This window comes from Nonomuraea sp. NPDC050404, from assembly GCF_040655495.1.
Classification (GTDB): Bacteria; Actinomycetota; Actinomycetes; order Streptosporangiales; family Streptosporangiaceae; genus Nonomuraea.
In genome coordinates, this window is record NZ_JBFAKB010000005.1 from 347,637 (window position 1) to 369,252 (window position 21,616).

22 protein-coding genes are annotated in these 21,616 nt (G+C 62.3%); 16 read left to right on the forward strand and 6 right to left on the reverse strand.

Going from position 1 to position 21,616, the window contains the following annotated elements:
* Positions 1-55 precede the first annotated feature (55 nt).
* Both AB0I81_RS15895 and AB0I81_RS15900 read left to right on the forward strand, forming a co-directional pair.
* Positions 56-298: a hypothetical protein gene (locus tag AB0I81_RS15895; protein WP_360656465.1), complete on the forward strand. Its 243-nt coding sequence runs from the start codon at positions 56-58 to the stop codon at positions 296-298.
* 159 nt (positions 299-457) lie between these two features.
* Entirely contained in the window at positions 458-1,903 is a 1,446-nt protein-coding gene (locus AB0I81_RS15900) for a DNA phosphorothioation-associated putative methyltransferase (RefSeq protein ID WP_360656468.1), read from the forward strand.
* Here AB0I81_RS15900 and dndA read toward each other — a convergent pair.
* Positions 1,890-3,047, reverse strand: coding sequence for a cysteine desulfurase DndA (gene dndA, locus AB0I81_RS15905; protein ID WP_360656471.1), 1,158 nt, complete (start codon positions 3,045-3,047; stop codon positions 1,890-1,892). The two genes, AB0I81_RS15900 and dndA, sit on opposite strands and share 14 nt — an antisense overlap.
* 81 nt (positions 3,048-3,128) lie before the next feature.
* Here dndA and dndB point away from each other — a divergent pair, with 81 nt between their 5' ends.
* From dndB to dndE, 4 genes are read left to right on the forward strand one after another with little or no spacing between them, the layout of a single operon-like run.
* Positions 3,129-4,262: a DNA sulfur modification protein DndB gene (dndB, locus tag AB0I81_RS15910; RefSeq protein WP_360656474.1), complete on the forward strand. Its 1,134-nt coding sequence runs from the start codon at positions 3,129-3,131 to the stop codon at positions 4,260-4,262.
* Positions 4,259-5,782 (forward strand): DNA phosphorothioation system sulfurtransferase DndC, encoded by a 1,524-nt coding sequence (dndC, locus tag AB0I81_RS15915; RefSeq protein ID WP_360656477.1) that lies wholly within the window; start codon positions 4,259-4,261, stop codon positions 5,780-5,782. Before dndB ends, dndC begins: the two co-directional genes overlap by 4 nt.
* Positions 5,769-7,757, forward strand: coding sequence for a DNA sulfur modification protein DndD (gene dndD, locus AB0I81_RS15920; protein WP_360656480.1), 1,989 nt, complete (start codon positions 5,769-5,771; stop codon positions 7,755-7,757). Before dndC ends, dndD begins: the two co-directional genes overlap by 14 nt.
* Positions 7,747-8,124 carry a DNA sulfur modification protein DndE gene (dndE, locus tag AB0I81_RS15925; protein ID WP_360656483.1) on the forward strand — a complete coding sequence of 126 codons (378 nt, stop codon included), beginning with the start codon at positions 7,747-7,749 and terminating at the stop codon, positions 8,122-8,124. The genes dndD and dndE overlap by 11 nt, the downstream gene beginning before the upstream one ends.
* A 101-nt stretch (positions 8,125-8,225) precedes the next feature.
* On the opposite strand, the gene AB0I81_RS15930 is transcribed toward dndE, so the two are convergent.
* From AB0I81_RS15930 to AB0I81_RS15945, 4 genes are all read right to left on the reverse strand, one after another.
* Positions 8,226-8,693 carry a hypothetical protein gene (locus AB0I81_RS15930; protein WP_360656486.1) on the reverse strand — a complete coding sequence of 156 codons (468 nt, stop codon included), beginning with the start codon at positions 8,691-8,693 and terminating at the stop codon, positions 8,226-8,228.
* Positions 8,694-10,388, reverse strand: a complete 1,695-nt coding sequence (locus tag AB0I81_RS15935; protein WP_360656489.1) for an ATP-binding protein — start codon at positions 10,386-10,388, stop codon at positions 8,694-8,696.
* Positions 10,389-11,336: 948 nt separating this feature from the next.
* On the reverse strand, positions 11,337-11,810 hold the full coding sequence (locus AB0I81_RS15940; protein ID WP_360656492.1) for an NUDIX domain-containing protein: 474 nt from the start codon (positions 11,808-11,810) through the stop codon (positions 11,337-11,339).
* 56 nt (positions 11,811-11,866) lie between these two features.
* Positions 11,867-12,133 (reverse strand): winged helix-turn-helix domain-containing protein, encoded by a 267-nt coding sequence (locus AB0I81_RS15945; RefSeq protein WP_360656495.1) that lies wholly within the window; start codon positions 12,131-12,133, stop codon positions 11,867-11,869.
* 302 nt (positions 12,134-12,435) lie between these two features.
* Here AB0I81_RS15945 and AB0I81_RS15950 point away from each other — a divergent pair, with 302 nt between their 5' ends.
* Both AB0I81_RS15950 and AB0I81_RS15955 read left to right on the forward strand, forming a co-directional pair.
* Positions 12,436-12,723, forward strand: coding sequence for a hypothetical protein (locus AB0I81_RS15950; protein WP_360656498.1), 288 nt, complete (start codon positions 12,436-12,438; stop codon positions 12,721-12,723).
* 130 nt (positions 12,724-12,853) lie between these two features.
* Positions 12,854-14,128 carry a helix-turn-helix transcriptional regulator gene (locus AB0I81_RS15955; RefSeq protein ID WP_360656501.1) on the forward strand — a complete coding sequence of 425 codons (1,275 nt, stop codon included), beginning with the start codon at positions 12,854-12,856 and terminating at the stop codon, positions 14,126-14,128.
* Between the two features lie 181 nt (positions 14,129-14,309).
* Here AB0I81_RS15955 and AB0I81_RS15960 read toward each other — a convergent pair whose 3' ends face one another.
* Positions 14,310-14,696: a winged helix-turn-helix domain-containing protein gene (locus AB0I81_RS15960; protein ID WP_360656504.1), complete on the reverse strand. Its 387-nt coding sequence runs from the start codon at positions 14,694-14,696 to the stop codon at positions 14,310-14,312.
* Positions 14,697-14,840: 144 nt separating this feature from the next.
* Between AB0I81_RS15960 and AB0I81_RS15965 the strand changes: the two genes are divergently transcribed.
* The 8 genes from AB0I81_RS15965 (at position 14,841) to AB0I81_RS16000 (ending at position 20,834) form a co-directional block, all read left to right on the forward strand.
* Complete coding sequence (locus AB0I81_RS15965; protein ID WP_360656507.1) at positions 14,841-15,173, forward strand: hypothetical protein; 333 nt, start codon at positions 14,841-14,843, stop codon at positions 15,171-15,173.
* Positions 15,166-16,536 (forward strand): FtsK/SpoIIIE domain-containing protein, encoded by a 1,371-nt coding sequence (locus tag AB0I81_RS15970; protein ID WP_360656510.1) that lies wholly within the window; start codon positions 15,166-15,168, stop codon positions 16,534-16,536. The genes AB0I81_RS15965 and AB0I81_RS15970 overlap by 8 nt, the downstream gene beginning before the upstream one ends.
* Before the next feature lie 4 nt (positions 16,537-16,540).
* Complete coding sequence (locus AB0I81_RS15975; RefSeq protein WP_360656513.1) at positions 16,541-17,194, forward strand: DUF2637 domain-containing protein; 654 nt, start codon at positions 16,541-16,543, stop codon at positions 17,192-17,194.
* A 6-nt stretch (positions 17,195-17,200) separates the two neighbouring features.
* Positions 17,201-17,530, forward strand: a complete 330-nt coding sequence (locus AB0I81_RS15980; protein WP_360656516.1) for a hypothetical protein — start codon at positions 17,201-17,203, stop codon at positions 17,528-17,530.
* A gap of 12 nt (positions 17,531-17,542) precedes the next feature.
* A complete protein-coding gene (locus AB0I81_RS15985) occupies positions 17,543-17,704 on the forward strand; it encodes a hypothetical protein (RefSeq protein ID WP_360656519.1) in 162 nt (53 codons plus the stop codon).
* Positions 17,705-17,926: 222 nt separating this feature from the next.
* On the forward strand, positions 17,927-19,285 hold the full coding sequence (locus AB0I81_RS15990) for a replication initiator (RefSeq protein ID WP_360656522.1): 1,359 nt from the start codon (positions 17,927-17,929) through the stop codon (positions 19,283-19,285).
* Complete coding sequence (locus tag AB0I81_RS15995; protein WP_336216536.1) at positions 19,282-19,473, forward strand: helix-turn-helix domain-containing protein; 192 nt, start codon at positions 19,282-19,284, stop codon at positions 19,471-19,473. The genes AB0I81_RS15990 and AB0I81_RS15995 overlap by 4 nt, the downstream gene beginning before the upstream one ends.
* Positions 19,470-20,834 (forward strand): tyrosine-type recombinase/integrase, encoded by a 1,365-nt coding sequence (locus AB0I81_RS16000; protein ID WP_360656526.1) that lies wholly within the window; start codon positions 19,470-19,472, stop codon positions 20,832-20,834. The genes AB0I81_RS15995 and AB0I81_RS16000 overlap by 4 nt, the downstream gene beginning before the upstream one ends.
* Positions 20,835-21,616 lie beyond the last annotated feature (782 nt).

Below are 21,616 nucleotides of genomic sequence, written 5' to 3' on the forward strand. Positions count from 1 at the left end.
GGGGATGCTGGCCGCTACCGGCTCGCTCTTTGCTGTGGCCTAATCTCTGGTCGCCGTGTTTGACGGAGCGACGTCGCTGGCGAAGATCGCCCGCTTTATCACCAACTACGACCCTCAGCTGCGCCGCTTCGTCCCCGGAACAGTATGGTCAGCTGCCAGCGCTCTGAGACGACTGCTCACCCGCCTGGATGCTGACGCCTTAGACACCATCACCTGCAGTCATCTGGCCTGGCTCGGCGCATGGACCGCGTTCGTCGGCACCAGCAGCTTTCTTCCAACGCTCGCGGGCCGGCCGTAGACGGCAAGGCCTTACGCGGCAGCCCGCACCCCGAGGGACGCCAGGACGACCTCCTAACCGCCGCTCAACAGGACATGGTCGGGATTGAAGCTGTGGCCGCCTTTCCCGAGCTAGGCCATTTCTTCGAACCCCCCGAGTTCTAAACTCCAAAATGGGCTTGTGACTATCACGGAACAGGGTGGCGCTTGGGAAACTGACCGTCGCCTGACCGCAATCGGTAGAACGGGACTTTCCGTACCCGCACGTCAGGCTGTGGTGGATCAGCAGATCACGTCTGGCTCGTCGGTCCTGGACTATGGGTGCGGACGAGGGGCTGATGTCCGAGCTCTGCAGGGGATCGCCATGAGCGCGGTCGGCTGGGACCCCCACTATCATCCTGGCGGCAGCCTCGGCCCATCAGATGTCGTGCTGCTGACTTATGTCCTGAACATCATCGAGGACCGGGAGGAACGGCGTCGTACGCTCGTCAAGGCATGGGACCTTACCAAAGGCACCTTGGTGGTCTCCACTCGACTCACTTGGGAGAAGTCCAAAGTCAAGGGCACGGATTTCGGTGACGGAGTCCTTACCAGCCGACGGACATTTCAGCATCTGTTCAGCGCTGGCGAGCTCCGAAGCTACGTTGAGGACGCCACAGGCGTCCGGTGCGTCTCTGCGGCTCCCGGAATCGTCTACGCGTTCAAGCGCGATGAGGCGCGCCTTAGCTATCTGGCTCGTCGGATCGTACCCGCGGCCATCTGGCTGGCCTCTGATGACGCGGCATCGGCGATCGCCTCCGTAGTCGACTACACAGAACAACGCGGGCGAGTGCCGCGCATAGAGGAGATGCCGGCGCAGATGGCGGAGCTCCTCGCCCATCTGAACGCTGCAGAACTGCAGCGGATTGTCCGAGTATCGGCTGATCCAGAAAAGGTCGCGGAAGGTGCGAAGAGATCCACCTTGACTACGTTGCTGTTCCTCGGTGTGGAGCTGTTCAATGGGCGTGGCCCCTTCGGATGCCTCCCGCGTTCCGTACAGCTTGACGTGAGAGCGTTCTTCAGCTCCTACAAGGAAGCATGTATACGGTCCGACCGCCTGCTGCTCAAGCTACGCGACGATGCCTATGTCCGCGGTGCGATGAACGGGTCGAAGGTTGGCAAGCTCACGCCAACAGCCCTGTACGTGCACCGCCGAGCGATTGATCACATGCCTGTTGTGCTGCGCCTTTATGAGCACTGCGCTTCGCTTGCGGCAGGACGTCCGCAGGAGTGGACCCTAGCCAAGCTACGCCATCAGGGTAGGGGAGTGAGTTGGCTGGACTATCCGCAGTTCGACACGGATCCGCATCCGCGGCTGCGATCTTCGTACATGGTCGATCTCACCACGTTCAGGACCTCCCACATGTCCTACGAGCAGTCGGAGAACAGGCCTCTGCTTCATCGCAAGCATGAGTTCCTCAACCCGGATGACCCGGATGTCCCGAAGTATCGACGACTCACCGACAGCGAGCTGCGAGCAGGCCTATACGCCAATCCGCATCTCATCGGGACCGAGCAGGGCTGGGAGGCCGAGCTCGTCCGCTGCGGCCGACAGCTCCGTGGTCACCGCCTGATCAAGAGGAACTGACCGATGCGATTCCGGCTTGGTACTCGGCGATGATGCTTGCGAATTCGTCGACGTCCAGTTCCTGAGTTTGGTCGGGGAACCACGAGAGGCGCAGTCCATTGCTGGCCTGTTCTTCGGGCAGTCCCATCGCCGCGAGGACGTGGCTTGGGGTGTAGGACGCACTCGTGCACGCGGACCCAGTGGCCACCGCGGCGTAGTTCTTCAGCTGCAAGATCAAAGCCTCAGTGTCCACGCCCTCGAACGACAGGTTGAGGATGTGCGGGACCACGTGCTCTTGGTCGCCATGGAGTTTGAACCGGGTCTTGCTGAATCCCTCCAGCAGCCGGGAGCGGAACACGCTGGCCGCTTCCAGCCACCGCGTACTTTCACTTTCGAATACCTCGAGAGCCTTGGAAAGGCCCATGATGAGCGGAACAGGAAGCGTGCCCGGGCGGAGCTTGCGTTCCTGACCGCCTCCATACATCAGTGGGGTCAGCGGTACAGAGTCTCGCCCTCGGCGTCTGATGAGAAGGCCGCCGATCCCCTTGGGGGCTCCGATCTTGTGCCCGCTGAAGCTGATGAGATCGATCGGTCCACGCAGGCCATCTGGCAGCTTGGCGAAGCCCTGAGCCGCGTCAACATGAAGATAGGTGGCCGTGGAGCGGAGATGCTCTGCCAGCTCTGTGACTGGCTGGATGACGCCAGTCTCATTGTTGACCTGCATGACGGAGACGAGGAGCGTGTCGGGACGTAGCCGTTCCAGTACTGCTTCCGCGCTCACACGGCCAGATGGACCAGGCTCGATCAGGTCCACCTCGAAACCTTGTGTCTGGAGGTGCTCGAGTGGTTCCAGAACAGCCTTGTGCTCGATCGCGGTGCTGATGATGTGACGGCGTTCACTCTTAGCACCGAAGGGAGCTAGACCCAGGATGGCGATGTTGTTGCTCTCGGTTGCACCACTGGTGAAGATCAGCTCGTCCGGGCGGGCGGAGAGATGGGCTGCGATGCCTTCACGAGCGCGGGCTACTGCCCGCTTGGCGCGCGTTCCGTACTCATGGGTCCGCGAGCCCGCATTGCCGAAATCTTGGGACATCCAGTGCAAGACGACCTCGGCGACCTCGGGGAGGACCCTCGTCGTTGCAGCGGCATCCAGGTAGGCGACCACGTGCACACCAGCTCTCATAATTGTTTGCCCAGGTCACGTGTGTACGTTAAAGCGCACACGTACTTACGGTACCGTGGGCGCGTGGGAACACACGCGCTGGTGCAGCAAGGCAGAGACGCCACGACCGCAGGCTTCGAGTACATCTTCCCAGCGATCCGCGGCGTGCAGGCAGGGCGTGAGTACTACGTATCGATGTGTCCCCTGCGCCTCATCCCCAAGATCTTCTTGTTTGATGAGGACGAGCTCGCGCCGGAGGTGCGGGCACAGCGTGTTCTGAACAAGGGAAGAGTCCCAGCGCTCGCTCGGTACATCCTGGATAACCCTGACGATTACGTCTTTTCCGCGCTAACCGCCTCCGTCGATGGCGCCATGCGCTTCGTGGGAGTGTCGGACCAAGGCCCGGGCCTGCGGGTCGGCCAGTTGTACATCCCGATGGCCTCACGCTTCCTGATCAATGATGGTCAGCACCGGCGTGCAGCCATCGAGACCGCACTTAAAGAGAACCCGCCACTCGGCGACGAGACCATCGCTGTCGTCTTCTTCCATGACGCCGGCCTTGAACGCAGCCAGCAGATGTTCGCTGACCTGAACCGCCATGCCGTGCGGCCGGCCCGTTCCATAGGCGTCCTCTACGACCACAGGGATGAGCTCTCTCAGCTGACACGACTCCTTGCGCTGAAGTGTCCGGTCTTCCGCAACTTCGTTGAGATGGAGAGCAGTAACCTTTCAGCTCGATCGCGCAAGCTCTTCACGCTCAGCGCCCTGTACTCGGCGATGAGCGCCCTTCTTCAAGGGCTAGAGCTGACCGGCGGGAAGGACACGGAATGCCTGTCGTGGGACTACTGGGAAGCTGTAGATGATCTCATCCCGGATTGGGGCGAGGTGCGAAGACGATCTCTGTCTGCCTCCGAGATACGTAAGCAATACCTACACACGCATGGGATCGCACTCCATGCGCTTGGGCTACTTGGGAACACGCTGCTCCGCAATTCACTTGATCCAGACGAGTGGAAGCCGCGGCTGGCGCGGCTTCGGGACGTGGACTGGTCACGGACCAATCCTGACTGGGAGGGACGTGCGATCATCGGTGGCCGTGTCTCGAAAAATCACCAAAACGTCGTACTTACCGTGAATTACCTACGCAAGCAGCTCGGTCTCGACCTGACTGCCGATGAGCAGCAGGCAGAAGACGCCTACCAGCGAGGAGAGCGATGAGCACCCCGACGCGCAGTGCCGTCATGCTGAACACGCCCACCCGGCGCGCGGTCCCTTTTGAGAGTCAAGGCGGCCTCGCCGCGGTGGTGAACGAGCTGACCGCGGAGATCCGTGAGCTATACCTGGCTGATCAGGTTCCTTGGGTCGTGGGCTACAGCGGCGGTAAAGATTCCACCGCAGTGCTTCAACTCGTGTGGCTGGCGCTACAGGGTATAGAGCCCGATCAGCGCACCAAGCCGGTCTATGTCATCAGTACGGACACCCTGGTTGAGAACCCGGTCGTTGCTGCATGGGTGACCCAATCACTGGAGACCATGCGTAAGGCGGCGGAGAAGCAGCGGCTTCCCATCCAGCCGAATCGGCTGGTGCCTGATGTGAAGGACACCTTCTGGGTCGGCTTGATCGGCAAGGGATACCCCGCTCCGAAGCCGAAGTTCCGCTGGTGCACCGAACGCTTGAAGATCAAGCCTTCCAATTCGTTCATTCGCCGAGTCGTGCACGACCACGGTGAGGCAATCCTGGTACTGGGCATCCGCAAGGCCGAAAGCCAGGCCCGCGCCCGAGTGATGGAGCGCCACGAGAAGCGCCGTGTCCGCGACCGTCTCTCGCCCAACGGCAACCTTCCTAACTCCCTGGTCTACAGCCCCGTCGAGGCATGGAGCACCGACGAGGTCTGGACGTTCTTGATGCAGCAGCCCAACCCCTGGGGGCATCCGAACAAGGACCTCCTCACCATGTACCAAGGGGCTTCGAGCGACGGAGAATGCCCACTCGTGGTGGACGACACCACTCCTTCCTGCGGTGACAGCCGCTTCGGCTGCTGGACGTGCACCCTCGTCGACAAGGACAAGTCCATGTCGGCCATGATTCAGAACGACGAGGAGAAGGAGTGGATGCTTCCACTCCTAGAGCTACGCGACGAGCTCGACGCTCCCGACGACAGCCACCTGCGTGACTTCCGGAAGATGAACGGCACGATCCAGCTCTTCCACGATCGCAACGTTCCTGGGCCGTACACACAGAAAGCCCGAGAGGAGTGGCTCCGCAAACTCCTCAACGCACAGACCTGGATCCGGCAGAACGCTCCAGAACATGTGCGGGGTATCGAGCTCATCACCATGGACGAGCTGCATGAGATCCGACGCCTCTGGGTCTTCGAGAAGCATGAGGTCGAGGATTCGCTACCTCAGATCTATATGCAAGAGACGGGTGAGGAGTTCCCCGGCGGTCCGCTCGACCAGCACCTCGCCGTGGCTGCGGATGAGGTGGAGCTGCTTCGTGAGGTCTGCGACGGAGACGACCTGCACTTTGAGACGATGCGTGAGCTACTTGCAGTCGAGCGGAAATTCCGCACGATGACTCGTCGCTCCGGACTCTTCGAAGCGCTTGAGAAGGCAATCAAGAAGGGCTACTACACGGATGAGGAGGATGCGGTCGAGCTAGCCAAACGCAATCAGCAGAACAAGATCGCCCCTACCCTTCTCGGATTGGATGAAGAGAGCACCGATGCTCCTGCATGAGATCACTCTCGAGAATTTTGGAGCGTACCTCGGCAAACAGGTCCTCTCTCTGAACCCCAAGCCTGGCAAGCCGATCATCCTTATCGGCGGTCTAAACGGCTGCGGGAAGACGACCCTGCTAGATGCTATCCAACTCGCGTTGTACGGCTCCCGGGCACGGTGCAGCGGTAGGGGAAACCGCTCCTACGATGCGTTCCTCCGTGACAGCGTGAACCGTCAGGCCGTGCCTAAGCAGGCAGGCGTGAAACTTTGGTTCTCGACCACGGTCGAAGGAGAGCAACGTCATTACCGGATTGAGCGAAACTGGTCCATCGCAGGAAAGACTCTCCGCGAGTCGCTAGCGGTCTTTGTCAACGGCGAACACGATAAGGCCGCCAGCGACACATGGGCGGACTATATAGAGGATCTTCTACCGCTGGAAGTCGCATCCCTCTTCTTCTTTGATGGCGAGAAAATCGAATCCCTTGCTGATCCTGAGCGGGCCGCTCCAGTCATCGAGTCGGCGGTTCAATCGCTCCTAGGGGTCAGCACGGTCGAACAGCTGCGAACCGACCTACTTGCTCTTCAACGGCGCCAGAAGGTAAGTCGGGAGGACAAGGCCGCACTCGAGCTGATCGCCACCATCGAAGCTCAGCTTGAGGAAAACGAGGTGGCCAGAGCAGATGCGCTTCAGCGGGTCGCCTCGGCAAAGGCCGGTCTCCTACACGAGAAGAAGGATCTGAAGGCCGTCGAAGCTGCGTTCGCTAAGGAAGGGGGGGACCTTTTCCGCCGCCGGGCGGAGCTAGAGACACAGAGTGCGCATGCGAAAGGTCGACTCGAAGCGGTAAGCGCGACTCTTGCCAACACCGTCGCCTCAGGACCGCTCCCACTTCTCCTCCTTAAGGACCAGCTGGAGGCACTGCGTGCGCAGGTAGCTCGAGAGGAAGATGCGGGCCGCGCGGAGCAGCTACTCGACGCACTGCACATGCGGGACAAGGAGATTCTTTCGCTACTGGGCAGCGGCATACCGGACGTTCAGCTTGAGCAGGTCACCCGGTTCATGGAAGAGGATCGTGCCCAACGCGCAGCTGACGCGGGCGTTTCTAGAGTTATTCAGATGTCGGCGACAGGCATCCAGCAACTCAACTCTCTTGACCAAGTCCTTAAGAGCGAATCACAGCATGCGCAAGAGCTGCTCACTGAGTCTGGAGAGCTCAGAGCGCAGCTCGACGCGCTGGATCGGCAGTTGGCCGGCGTTCCAGCAGAAGACACGATCGCCGACCTGATCGCCCGACAGGACAAGGTCCGTCAGCGCGTGGAAGACCTCGAGAGAGTACTGCGCGCAACGGAGGAGGCTCACGCCGCACGCGTCCGTGAACACGCGCAGCTTGAGACGGCCCGGGAGAAGGCATATGCCAAACGAGCTAAGGGACTAGCCGAGATCGAGCATCGCGCCCGTGTGGTTTCATACTCCGATCGCGCTCGAAACACCTTGGACAGGTTCGGAGAGCTCCTGCTGCAACGTCATATCAGTCGTTTGGAGGTCGCCGTACTAGACAGCTTCAACCGCCTAATGCGTAAGGATGGCCTGGTAAAGGACCTACGTATCGACACTGGCAAGTTCACCTTGGCCTTGATTGGTGCGGACGCTGAGGAGCTCAATCCGGCACGTCTGAGCGCAGGCGAGCGTCAGCTCCTGGCGGTATCCCTCCTCTGGGGCCTAGCTCGTGTAGCGGGCAACAGACTCCCGAGCGTCATCGATACCCCGCTGGGTCGGCTGGATAGCCGTCACAGACAGAATCTTGTTGAGCGTTACTTTCCGCAAGCAAGCCACCAAGTTCTTCTGTTGTCGACAGACGAAGAGATCGATGATGAGCTACTGCAGCGTCTCATTCCGTCGATCGCCCAGACATACACGTTGATCCACAACGACACGACGTTCACAACCACGATCGAACGCGGGTACGGATGGGGGAAGACTCGGTATGTCGCTTGACACAGTCCGATTGTCTCAACCGGCCAAGGATCAGTTGATCAAACTCAAACGAGTCACCGGCATAAAGAACTGGAACGTTCTGTGCCGCTGGGCTCTAGCTGTTTCTTTGCAGGACGAAACGCCCCCGCTGGTGCGCGATGTTGTTACTGACTCCAACATCGAGATGTCTTGGCGAACTTTCACTGGAGCATACGGGGATATCTACATGGCGTTGATTAGATCCCGATGTCTGCGTGATGGCAGCGAACCGACTGAAGAAGCTTGTGAGAGAACTCTCATTACTCACCTGCATCGCGGCATTGGGTACCTTGCAGGGCGACGTGATCTACATTCTGTGGACGATCTGATAAAGACAGTTGTTGCTTAGCTCTGAAGGGGCGGCGATTTGTGCCTCTTGCTTAATTTCTGCGGCACGGCAAGAGGCATTCATCCCCAGGACGCCAATACTTTATCGGAGGAATTATCAGTCTAGATCAGAAATGAGCAAGCCCACCCAAATAATTCTTCCGTAGCATAGCCGGCCTGTATTTTGACGAGGTGCTGACTGGTAAGCGGGTTGAAGGCTACTCGACTGATTACGGGACACGCCAAGTCATTCCTGATCATCTTGTCGAGTATAGAATATTGAACAAGCGCCTCGACCGCCTCGCGGTAATCGGGAACTCTGTTGGAGAATTCGGTTCTATCTGGCAGCTTGAATGCGGCAAATTCTATCGGGCCCAGCTCTATTTCGGCGTAATTGTATGCATCGGCGATTCTCTTTCTGAGCGTGTTGCCATTTTCGCTGCTTAAATGTTGAGCCAGTCTTCCTAAAGCTCCTATGGCCGACAATGTCTGTCCAATATAGAGTGCAGGGAATTCCAGCGCAACAATCCCGTATATATAAGGGGAGCGATGTCCAATCTCCCCCATGTTGATGGATGCAGTTAGAAGCATCTAGTCACCGGAAGCGAAATTGGTGAGATCTATCTTGCGAACGATCTCTGTGAGCTGTCCGCCTACACGTTCGCGGAACTCTTCCATAATGGCTTCAATCGAAGCTTCATCAGCTTCTGATTTATATACTGTTCCATATTCTCCTTGTGCGAGACCGAAGAAAAGGACATCGAGAAGTTTTATGAGGAGTTGATTATCTTGGTTAGGCTCGACAATTTCTCTGATCAGCCGGTGAGACCTGTTTACCCTGACAAACAGGCCATTTTCGGGGTCATGGGCCCTTTCCCATAGCTGATTATTTGCCAACATTGGAACGTATTGTACCCGTTGAGAAGACGAGCGTAGGCGTTCGCTTTCTTCAACGGTGGCTTGGCTCCGCTGTGAAGCCCTCTCCCGTCTGCCCTCTAGTCGCCTCCGCTCAGGCTCCGCGGCTGCCTCTTCGTCCAGCTCGTCGTTCTTTGTTTCGATGCCACTGATCGAATCTAGGACAATATTTATATCCTCATGCGGGGATTTCTCGGCGATATTTTGAAGATCTCGCTTCGCCTTTTCCCAGGCTAGCCGACTCTTCTTCAGGGCCTCTGTAAGCAATGGAGATAGCTGGAGGTGCGCAATATCCGACAGCTGGATTCGGCTTTTTGTGACGTCGATATTGAGCACTTCGTCTGCGTCCGAGGTAATCTCTATGCGACCCCGAAATGAATAGAGGTTTTGGTCGAGTGGAACGAGTCCCAGAGAGTCCGCCCAAGATATAAGCCGACCGTTGCGATAAATGTAGAATCCGTAATTTTTTGCTGCGATCTTATACTCGCGTCTCGCTTGGGCGCGAGACATGATTCCCTTCTTCTCTAGAGTTGGAGGATGGGGTAGCTGGGTCATTGTCACGCGTGCAGTGATACGGCCGTCAGGGCTCAACTGGATACCCTGGGGTTTGACGATCCACTTAACGTCTGTTCCGTCCCAGACGTACTCGTCGAGATTTCCAGAAACGGAGTTCTCGAAGAGCGGGTCAAATGCTTCGACGCGCTCATCGCCTATGTACATCTCTAGCCGCTGCGTACCTTCAGTCCCACCAGTGATCGGGAAGTAGTAGACCACCCCCGCGCGCGCTTTAAGGTTTTCTATAGCCTCTCCAGGCGAGGGCATGTTTTCTTCGGATATTTTTGATATCTTGACGAGCGTTCCCGTTCCGCCGTCAGCTATCGCATCGAGTTGCTCAACTTCATCTGCGGATGCTTCCTCAAGGGTGTAGACAAACTTATTCAGTTCGCGGATAGCGTCGTAGTCTAGAATTAAGGTGCGAGCGATCGAATCTCCACCGCGACTTGTGATACTCAATCTCGCACCGAGAGAAGCGGATGCAGATTTTAGGCCAAGCCCAAATTTCGATAGAGTTCCCTTGAGATACCCTTCCGAGGGAGAGCCAAGTGTTATAGCCGCTTCAAGGCCTTGCTCGTCCATTCCAGAGCCATTGTCGCCGATGCTAACTCCGGTAATAAGTGTTCTACGCCGCCCCGGCCCCTCTCGGGTCTCCTGCTGCGTTAGTATGTCTATTTTTACCGTAGTTGAGCGGTTTGAGACTGAGTTGTCCGCAATGTCCAGTATTGCAGACACTGGGTCATAGCCGATTCGACCAAGCGCGGGAATGACACGGGCTGGGTTCCAGTGGCCTGTACGGTAGGTCGCCTTACTCATGTAGCTCTTTCCTTGGTCGCGTTCTGTATTGAGAATTAGAAGGGTACTCTGTTGTCGCGCGCGTAGGCTAGGGGGCGTTCGTTGCCGGGATCGCATGGTTGCAGATAGTCGAATGGCAAGATCGGCCGGATTGGTAGACGCAGCGGTATAGCGCGTCGTGACCTAACTGATGGGAAGTGGGCGTTAAGCAACCTCGTGACTCCTTGGGCGAACGGGGGTCGATTGCGGATCTGCGGGCGTAGGCCAACGCTGTGGTAGGGCTGTTTCGCGCTGGCCCGTGGGGACGTGTGCAGAGGAGTACGGTTCCTGGTTCAATGTCTGAGTTAGGTTTTGGATGGGCAGTTGCTGGCGGCTTGCGGACCTAATCGGTCGGAGGCGATCGGGGTGGTTTGGTCAGAGTGGAGTGGCCCTGCCTCTCGGCTGCGCTGGACGATCAAGCCTCCCTGGGACGTTATCGCACCTCCTGGTGGCAACAGATCACAGCAACCCGCGTATTCGGTGGCAAGCCGACCCGGAGCGCAGGGCCTTCAGGCCCGAGCACCGGAAGCGGCGCGGCAGCCCACACCCGGCTGCCGGACCAGACTTCCTGACCCTCAGCGTGTTCGTGTGTCCGTGGCCTTGTGAAGTTGATTGACACGCCAAGCCCGCGATCGCCGCTAGGTCTGGGTCAGGAGATCAGGCCTTGTTGCTACGTCAGGGCGTCGCTCGTCGTCGAAATGTTCGGCTGACGGTCCTACTGGCGCGCCGGCGGCGCTGGCCGCGACCGGCCGGAGAGCCGCAGCGCGGCCAGCGACCGCCCGACGCGCGGCAGGCCGCCGCAGGCGGGCTGCCCTTGAAGACGTAGGGAAAAGTCTCATCCGGTTGAACGATCATGTCCGTGAGATGCAGTTCTTCGCGTTCCATGAGTGCAGACTGTCACGGTTGATGCTTGACACTGTGACCCCGGCGCTAGCCGATGTGTGGTCCGTCTCCGTGTAGGTAGTGGGAGATCCGCAGGCGCATGGAGCAATGCATCTGGTAGTCGTCGACCTTCTGCCGCGGCACCCAGCGCACCTCTCGGGACTCTGCACTGGGTGTCGGCTGCCCATGTGCGGCTCGGGCTGTGAGGACGAGGGAAAACTCCTGCCGTACCTCGTTGTTGCTCGTGTAGTGGATGACGTGGCCCGGATCGCTGTAAGTGCCGACCAAGCCCGTGATCTCGCAGGTGATCCCGGTCTCTTCGAGGGTCTCTCTGATGGCCGCCTGAGGAATGGACTCGCCGAGGTCGATGGCGCCGCCGGGTAGGGCCCAGTTGTCGTTGTCAGAGCGGCGGATGAGCAGCAGCTCGCCGGCCTCGTTGGTGACGACGACATTCACGGATGGGACGAGACTGTTGGCGGCAGGCGCGCTCGGGTCGTTGTAGTAGTCGATCCGCTGGCTCACGCTCCCGGAGCCTACTCCGCCGGCGACCCGCCGTTGAGGCTGTCGGCCACCTGCCCCTATTCGGCCTCGGCGTCGGTTTTCACGAAGCTGCCCAGGTTGGGGACGGTGTAGACCTTGCCTGCGCTTCTGAGGCGTTCCATGGCCTTGCGTATGGTGGGGCGGGCGACTCCGAACTCTTCCATGAGCTTGACCTCGGAGATCTTGAACTTGGGGCCCCACTCGCCCGAGTCGATGCGCGCGTTCAGCACTTCGAGGATCTGCTCCCAGCGGGAACGGTCCTCGTCGAACTCCCAGGTGCGCGTGTGCTCGACATATCTGGCCACGCTATGAGAGTAGGAGGGCGTTTCACGCCTCTTCACGGCGGATCGTGAAGCTTCACGCAGCTCCATGGAATAGACAGGGGCTTACAGGCTTGCTAACTTGAAGGTATGGCGTTGGTGAGTGGCGGTCCAGGGCCCCTCCGGGTGGGGCATCGCAGCTGCGCTCCGGACCTGCCGCCCGTGAGTGCGCACGCTGCAACTGGAGATGGCTCCTCGCTCACCAACGCCAGTTCATCGATCACGGTCCCCGCGAGCGCCGTCGGCGCTCCGCCGGTGACCGCTCGTCACGAAGGATGGTGAGCCCTGTGGCAGATGACGACGACTTTCACGGTACGCACCCCGCCTCACCGCGTCCGGACGCGGTGCCGGTGAGGTGGGCCGAGGTGCAGAACCGTCCACTTCCGGCGCGCGTGCGGGGCTACACCTGCGAATGCCTGTCGATGGTCTTCGAGGACTGCCGGGCCGGCGGGCAGGGATTCATCCGGCGCTACGACCGGTCAGTTTTCCCATGGGCCATCGCCGAGAGCCCGCGGATCAGGGTCGGGGATGCCGAGGCACTGTGGCGACAACTCATCAATGGGGAAGCGAGGTGAGGATGCGCAGAACCTCCTAGTTCGCGCACACGGAGCGTCACGATTTGAAAGTGATCTGTGACGAGCGTTTCCGCAGGTCGAAGGCCGACCTGCGGTTTCGCATGCCCGCCGACTGGCAGTTTTTCTGCCAGTGACGCAGGTCGCCCGCCTTATCGTCGAAGCAAGCGACGGCGAGAGGGAGGGCTCGGACGTGGCAACAGAGTACGTGACGCAGGGCCAGCGGATCGCGCGGGCTCGTCACCGCAAGGGCTGGGATCAAGCCACCCTGGCCGAGAAGGTCGACCGGTCCGTCTCCTGGCTGTCGAAAGTGGAGAACGGGCGGCTGCCGCTGGACCGCATGAGCGTGGTCGGGCAACTCGCCGAGGTGCTCGGGGTAGAGGTCGCCGAACTCACCGGTCAGCCGTACCAGCACGAAACGACGGAACTCGACTCGGGCCATGCGGCGGTGCCGGCGCTACGGCTCGCGCTTCAGCAGGCTTCGCTGCCAAGCGGGGTCCTACTTTGGTCGGCCCGAGAGCCTCGGCCGCTCCAGGAGCTTGAGGCGAACGTGCGGCTTGCCGAGCAGCTGCGCCAGGACGCCAGGTTCACCGCTCTCGGTGAGGTGCTGCCCGGTATCCTCACCGATCTGATCGCCATCACCGGCGACTCGTCGGCCGATCGCGACCGGGCCGAGGCGTTGATGCTGCGGGCCTGCCACATGGCGCGAGTGTCGTCCAACCTGCTGGGACATCATGACCTTGGTTGGACCGCGGTACAACGTGAGCTCGTCGCCGCGCAACAGGTCGGCGCTCCGGACCTGGTCGCCGCGGCGAGTTGGGATCTGTGCGGTGTCTGGCTGCACGAAGCGCAGAACGACCCTGCCAAGGATGCGGCCCTGTCGGCGCTCAATCGGATCGAACCCCACGTGGGCGAGAGCGACACGGTCAAGGCGATGTGGGGCGCTCTGCACCTGCGGGCGGCCGTGGCGTATTCAAGGCTGTGGGACCAACGAGAGGCCGAAGGCCATCTTGAGGAGGCCCGCCGGGTCGCCGGCGCTCTGCCTCGGGACGGCAATGCCTTCCAAACGCAGTTCAACCAGGTGAACACAACGATCCACGCGGTCGAGGTCAGCATGGAGCTTGGCCGGCCACGCGAGGTCATTACCCGCGCCGATCAAGTCGAGATCGCGCAGATCGCCTCGTCCGAACGCCAGGCGCACTACTGGACCTGCACCGCGGCCGGCTACCACATGAACAGGAAGGACAACCAAGCGGCAGACGCCCTGCTCCGTGCCGACCGGATCGCGCCCCAGCACGTCCGGAACCGTCCACTGGTCCGCAACATCGTGCGCGACCTGAGGGACAGCGGCAACCTGCATCGTCAGCGCGAGATTCTCAACCTCGCCAAGGTGATGAGGCTGCTCTGAGCACGGCAACGGAGGGCTATCCGCGCAATGGCTCCCCACCCGTCAGGTAACCCGGGGACGCTTCGGCGTCCTGCCTACACAATGGGGTGGTACGTGGGTCTCAGTGAAGTTGAACGACAGATCCTGCTACGCGAACTCGCGGAGATCACGGTCGACCTGGCCGAACTTCAGCGGCGTACCGTCAGGATCGCTTCTCGGCTTGATCGGGACGAGTCCGAGCGTCTAGCTCGTCCAGCCTGACTGTCAGCTTGTTCATGTGCTGACGGATCTCGCTTAGCTGCTCGGAGATGATGCGGAACTCTTCGCTGTGCTCGCCAGGGGCCGGGCCGGCGGTCTCGTCGTCGGGGGTCCGACTGACGAAGCTGCCGGCGCCCTGGCGGGTCTCGATGAGTCCTTCGTCGCGGAGGACGGCAAGGGCGTTGCCGATGGTCATCATGGCCACGCCGTACCGTTCGGCCAGTTCGCGGGTCACGGGGAGGCGCTCGCCGACCGCGTAACGGCCTGATGAGATGTCGCGCCGGATGTCCTCGGCGATCCTCAGGTACGGCCGGCGCCGGTCGGTTGCCATACCCCAACTTTAGCGGTTCTAGGTGCCTAGGTCTCTGGGCAACCTGTAAGCAATCTCAAGCCAAGTCAGCTATCTTGGTTTACAGAACTAGATACCTAGGTATCTTAGTAGGTAGAACACCGCCTCTGAAGGAGACCAGCTCTCGTGCGTACCATCCCGATTCCCGTCGACACCTCCAAGCTCGTGATCACCTGCGTGAAGGCGCCCAAGCCGCGCCTGCTCAACAAGGACACCGGCGAGATCAAGACCGACAAGAACGGCAACACCGTCTACGAGATCACCACCTCAGTCGAGGACGAGTTCGGCCGGATCGAACTCGTCAAGATCGCGACCTCGGGGGAGCCCCCGATCAGCGCCGGTCAGCAGATCAACCCGACCGGCCTGATCGGGTACGTCTGGGAGATCGCCGGACGGTGGGGCATCTCCTACCGCGCCGCCGCGCTCCTACCGGTGGACACGGAGTCGCTTCGTGTCTGACAACACGCTCATTGTGCTCGGAGTCCTGGCCGCTGCGGCGGCCGGGCTCTGGGCCTGGCGCCGCTGGCACTACCCGTCGTTCTGGCTCGTGCTTGCCTTCCCGCTTACCGCGATCAGCGTACGGGCAAGCTGGCGCAAGGTCGCCCTCGGCTGCAACCTCACCAAGAAGCGGCAGCGCTTCTGGTTCACCACCGTCCCCGGCATGATCGCCTCCACCGGCGTCGTACGCGTCAAGCGCAAGTTCCAGCGCATCGCCGTGGACACCAAACCGTTCATGTGGCTGCCCAAACCCACCCGGCACGGCTGGCGCGTCACCCTGCACACCCTGGAAGGCCAGATCCCCGCCGACTACTCCGACGCCGCCGAACGGCTCGCCCATTCCTGGGGCGTGCACGCAGTCCGCGTCGCGTCCCCTCGCCCCGGACGGGTCGTCCTGTCCGCCACCGTCCGCGATCCACTCGTCCGGGTCGAAACCCTGCCCACCTCGCCCGAACTGCTCAAGGTCATCGTCGGCCGGTTGGAGACCGGCGGCCCGTGGATCATCGACTTCAAGACCGTCCCGCACTACATCAACGCCGGAGCGACGCAGTCCGGCAAGTCCAACCTCGCCAACGCCCTGGTCCAAGGACTCGCTCCGCAACCGGTCGCCCTGCTCGGGTTCGACCTCAAGGGCGGAGTCGAGTTCACCCCGTACAATCCTCGCCTCTCGGCACTGGGCACCAACCGGGGCGAATGCACCGCCCTGCTCGATGACCTCGTCAACCTGATGACCAACCGCATGGCTCTCTGTCGCGAGGCCGGCGCCCGCAACATCTGGCAACTCCCGGATGACCAGCGTCCCGTGCCCATCGTCGTCCTCGTCGACGAGTTGGCCGAGCTCTACCTGATGGCCGACAAGAGCGAGAAAGACGAGATCGCCAAAACCTCGACAGCTCTGCTGCGGGTCGCCCAACTCGGACGCGCCTTCGGCATCTACCTGTTCTGCTGCGGCCAACGCATCGGCTCAGACCTCGGCCCCGGCGTCACCGCCCTGCGCGCCCAGTGCTCCGGACGCATCTGCCACCGCGTCAACGACCCAGAAACCGCCAACATGACCCTCGGCGACCTCGACCCCGCCGCCCTCGCGTCGGCACGCGCCATCCCCGCCGAGACACCGGGCGTCGCCATCGTCGCCTCCCAGGACGGCCAGTGGTACCGCGCCCGCTCCTTCTACGTCAGCGAACAAGCCGCCGAACACGCGGCCACCGCCTACGCCGACCGGGCCCCGCTCTGGGCCAACGTCATCTCCGGCCACACCACGCCACCGACCGACGCCGACCTCGCCGAGTTCCTCGACTCCATCCCGGACCCGCGAAAGGCCTGAACCGATGCGACGCCTCGCCCACTGGCTGCTCGACACCGGCCCCGTGCTCGTCCTGGCCCTCATCGCCGGAGCTGGGTCCTTCACCCACATCCGCGACACCGCCAGCGAACACGGACAGTCCGGCTGGATGGCCTGGGCGATCGCCGTCTGCATAGACCTGACCTGCGTCATGGCCGCTCGCGAGCGGCAGCGCGACAAGAAGACCGGCCGCCAGCAGCGCGGCCTGACCTCCTGGCCCGTCCTCGTCCTGACCGGCGGCATCGTCCTCTCCCTGGCCGCCAACCTGCAACAAGCCGACCCAACGATCTGGGGCTGGATCACCGCGGCCACCCCGGCGGCAGCCTTCCTCGTCGCGGTCTCCATGCTCGAACGCCGAACGTCCGGTCCACGTCCTACTTCGGCCCCGGAAAAGCCCTGTCCTCGTCCCGAGGAACCGCCCGTCGCTTCTACGAATGATCGTCCCGCTCTCGTACCGGCCGAAGACCACCGACCCGGGCCTTCTCCGGCGCTGATCGACTACGCCCGCCGAGTGGCCGACGAACACCACGCCAGGCACGGCAAGCCCATCACTCGCGACATTCTCCGCGCCCGCCTGGGCGTATCCGACCAGCTCGCCTCCGACCTACTCACCGCTTCTGGAACGTTCCACGAAAGGTAGATCACCGTGCACAACGACCGAGACGCCCTCATCGCCGGCCTCATCGCCCTGGCCGGCTTCCTCAAGGCCAACCCCCAAGTGCCGACGTCCGTAGCGCCGGTCATCATCCGGGCCTTCCCAGCCAACGGCCCCGACAACGAGATATGCGCCGAGGTCGACAAGGTCGCCGCCCTGCTCGGCACGGAGATCGACCCCGACCACCTTCCTCACGGCCACTACATGACCGGCATCGCCTTCGGACCGGTCAGTTACGAGTTCACCGCCATCCTCGCCAAAGCCCGCGCTCGCCACGCCGCCGCAGACAGCTACCGCGACTGCATCCAGACCGACATCTAGGAGGTACGCACCATGCGCATCCGCCTCGAAGGCAACCGCGCCGAACTCACCCTCGGCATGATCCACCTACGCCAGAACTTCACGGTCACGTCCATGTCGCGGGCCTTCCCCGCCAGGAACCGACCGCGCCAGTACCGCATCTACCTCACGATCTCTCCGCGCGAAAGCCACTGATCATGCCGCCGGAAGAGCTACTGATCGCTCCCGGTTGCTGCTGCACCTGCAACGGCTCGGGCCTCGACGGAGACGGCGGCACCTGCCGCGACTGCCACGGCACCGGAATCGACAACCACGGCGCATAGCCGAGATCCCCTCACCTGGCCACACAACCGCCAAGTTCCGCGCCAGGTGAGGGGCCATCCCACCCAGAGCACATCCGGACAGGACGGATCCATCTTGCACCACCCACACGCCATAGCCGGGCTAATCTCCCGACTGCATGACCCCGATTACAACCGCTGGGCCTGCCAGATCAAGCGCACCGGTGGCTGCCGACAGCCCATTCACCTGCGCGGCAAGGTCGAGCACTACGACCAGCTCACCGGCGATCTCCTGCACCGCTACAGCACCAACATCGAGCCCAACGGCGTTCTGCGAGTGTCGTGCAAGACGCGCCGCGCCTCCCGCTGCCCGGCCTGCGCCGAGATCTACCGCGCCGACACCTACCAGCTCGTACGCGCCGGCCTCGTCGGCGGCAAGGGCGTACCCGAGACGGTCAACACGCACCCGTGCCTGTTCGTGACCCTCACCGCGCCGTCCTTCGGAGTCGTACACGCGCGACGAGAGAAGAACGGCAAGGTCCTGCCCTGCCACGCCCGCCGCGATGCCTCGCCCTGCCCTCACGGCAGGGTGCTGTCCTGCACCGACCGGCACAGCGCCGACGACCCGCGACTCGGCGATCCGCTGTGCCCCGACTGCTACGACTACGACGGCTCGGTCCTGTTCAACGCCATCAGCCCGGAGCTGTGGCGCCGCTTCACGCTCGCCCTGCGCCGCCGCTTCGCCCGGCTCAACGGCCTGACAGTCAAGGCCCTGCGCGAGCACGTCAGCATCGCCTTCGCCAAGGTCGCCGAATACCAGCGCCGCGGCGTCGTCCACTTCCACGCCGTCATCCGCCTCGACGGCCCGGACGGTCCGAACACGCCACCACCGGCTTGGGCCACAGCCGACGCGCTCGCCCAAGCCGTCCAACACGCGGCTGCCGCCGTAACGACAGAGGTCAAGCCACTGCGCCGTACCTTCCGCTGGGGCACTCAGCTCGACAGCCGCCAGATCACCATGGACGGGGACCTCACCGACCAGGCCGTAGCCGCCTACATCGCCAAGTACGCCACGAAGGCGGCAGAGTGCGTCGGCACCCTGGACCGGCGCATTCAACCCCTCGACGACCTGAACGCCCTCCCGGTACGCGAGCACGCCCGCCGGCTGATCGCCGCCTGCATGCACCTCGGTAGCCAACCCGACCTGGCCGAACTCCGGCTCGTCCACTGGGCCCACATGCTCGGCTTCCGCGGCCACTTCTCCACCAAGAGCCGCCGCTACTCCACCACCCTCGGCGCACTCCGCGCCGCTCGCGAAGAACACATGCGCACCGAAGAGATCACCACCGGCCGACTTCCGCTGTTCGAAGAGGACACCGTCCTGGTCATCGCCCACTGGGAGTACGCCGGACAGGGCCTCTCCCTGGGCGAACAGCTCCTCGCCGCAGCCATCACCGGCGTCCGCCTGCCCCAGATCGGAGGTGACCCTCAATGAGCAGAAGCGACGAGCTGCTGACCGTTCCTCAGGTCCTCGCCGAACTGGGCGGAGTCTCCCGCCGCACCTTCTACCGCTGGCGCGAGCTCGGCCGTGCGCCGGTCTGCCTCCAACTGCCCAACCTCGAACTCCGCGTCTGGCGGAGCGACCTCATCGCCTGGCTCGACTCTCGACGGGAGGCCGCGTGAACACCACCTACGACGTGAAGTTCAGTCAGGTCCAGCAGCGCTCGAACCGTGGAATGGCGGTGTACGTCGCCCGCTGGAGGGTCGCGGGCAAGGAGAAGTCCAAGAGCTTCCGGACCAAGGGCCTGGCCAACGCCTTCATGTCCGATCTCCGGCAGGCGGCCAAAACGGGGGAGGAGTTCGACGTCGCCACCGGGCTGCCGGTGTCGATGCTGGAGTCCGAAGCGACCGGACCGTCCTTTCTGGAGTTCGCGCAGGCGTACGTCCTCCGCCGCTGGGACTTGTCTGCGGCGCGGACTCGGGAGACCGACGCGTACGCGCTCCTGTCCCTGGTCCCTGCCCTGGTCGCCGACGCTCCGCGCCGTCCCTCGCCAGAAGCATCGCGCGAGGTGCTACGCGTCCACGCATTGCTGCCGGAGAAGCGGCGGACTGACCTGACCGCGATGCAAACAGCAACCCTGGGCTGGCTGGAAAGGGCGTCTCTCCCGCTGTCATCCCTGGGAGAGGCACACGTCCTTCGTACGGCTCTCGCCGCCATCTCCGTCACCTTCGCCAGCGCGCCCGCCGGGGCCAATACCGTGCGGCGTAAGCGCGCCGTACTGCATCACCTGCTGGAGCACGCAGTAGAGCAGAAGGTATTCAGCAAAAACCCGCTGGACGAGATCAAGTGGACAGTGCCGAAGGCCGTGACGGCGGTCGACCCGCGCACCGTGGTCAATCCCGCGCAGGCCAAGCAACTCCTCGACGCCATTCCCAAGGTTGGTCGCAAGCGCGGCCCTCGGCTCAAGGCGCTGTTCGCCTGCATCTACTACGCCGCACTTCGACCCGAAGAGGCTGCCGACCTCCGACAGAGGAACTGCACTCTCCCGGAATCAGGATGGGGCCTGATCGTCCTGGAGAAAGCGCGCCCCCAAGGAACGAAGCGCTGGACCAACTCCGGCGAAACCCACGAGTCGCGCAGCCTGAAGCACCGCGCGGACAAGGAGACGCGAGAGATCCCCATCCCGCCCGTTCTGGTCGCCATGCTCCGCGAGCACATCGCTGCATACGGCACCGCTGACGACGGCAGGATCTTCGCCACGAGGACGGGCGGCACCTACTCCAGCTCGGCGCACTCCTACGTCTGGCAGGAGACCCGCAAACTCGCTCTCACTCCCGCACAGATCGCCTCGTCGCTCGCCGCCAGACCGTACGACCTCCGCCACGCGGCGGTCTCGCTCTGGTTGAACGCCGGCGTCCCGGCCGTCGAGGTCGCCAAGCGCGCTGGGCACAGTGTGGACGTCCTGCTACGGGTCTACGCCAAGTGCATGGACGGCCAGCAAGAGCAGATCAACCACAAGATCAATAGCGCTCTCGATGAGTAAGTCCTGGTTATTCACCTTCGGCCCCGGTCTTCCGGGGCCATTTCACGTTGTGCTGCTCGACATGCCGCGTCGTTCCGTTTCGAAGACCGCACGCTGCGTCACCCTGGCATGAACAAGCAGCGAGAGGGGGATCATGTACAACGACCACGACTCAAGTCCGTCATCCGGACCCGCGAGGCGACCACCGTACGGCATGCCGATTCGTCCTCGGGTAAGGCGCGATACGTCGGCTCCTGCCGACTGGCGTAAGTATTCGCTTCCGGCCACACCAGAAAGATCACCTGCGAGGCGTTGGCCTCGTGCCGCCAAGCTGGTGCTCGGGGTCGGCTCCTTGACCTGTGTGGTCGTGGCCGCCTGGTCAATTGTCTGGAGTCCGCTCAGCTCATCCGACATGGGCTCTACCCCGACGCCCAAGCCGTCAGGCGTAGCTGCGCAAACGCTGCCGGCTGCCTCGACGCCGACGTCTTCGCCTACGCCGACGTCTTCGCCGACACCCAGCGCGCGCCCTCCTGCGAAATCCAGTCCGGCTCCCAAGCCGCCGAAGGCCAAGAAGGCCGCATCGCCTCGAAGGCGGGAACGAGCAGATGACCGTGCCGTACCGCCTCGGCGTCCCCGTCGGGACGTGGAGCCGCGACCGGTGCGGACAAGCCGGAAGCCAGAAGTCAGACGAACTGTCCCGAAGAGTGACACCAGGACACAACTAGGATCATTGATCGCCGCGAAATGTGACGAGCTCTTCCCGCCTTCCGTACCCGAGAACCGCATCCGGAATTGGGCATGCC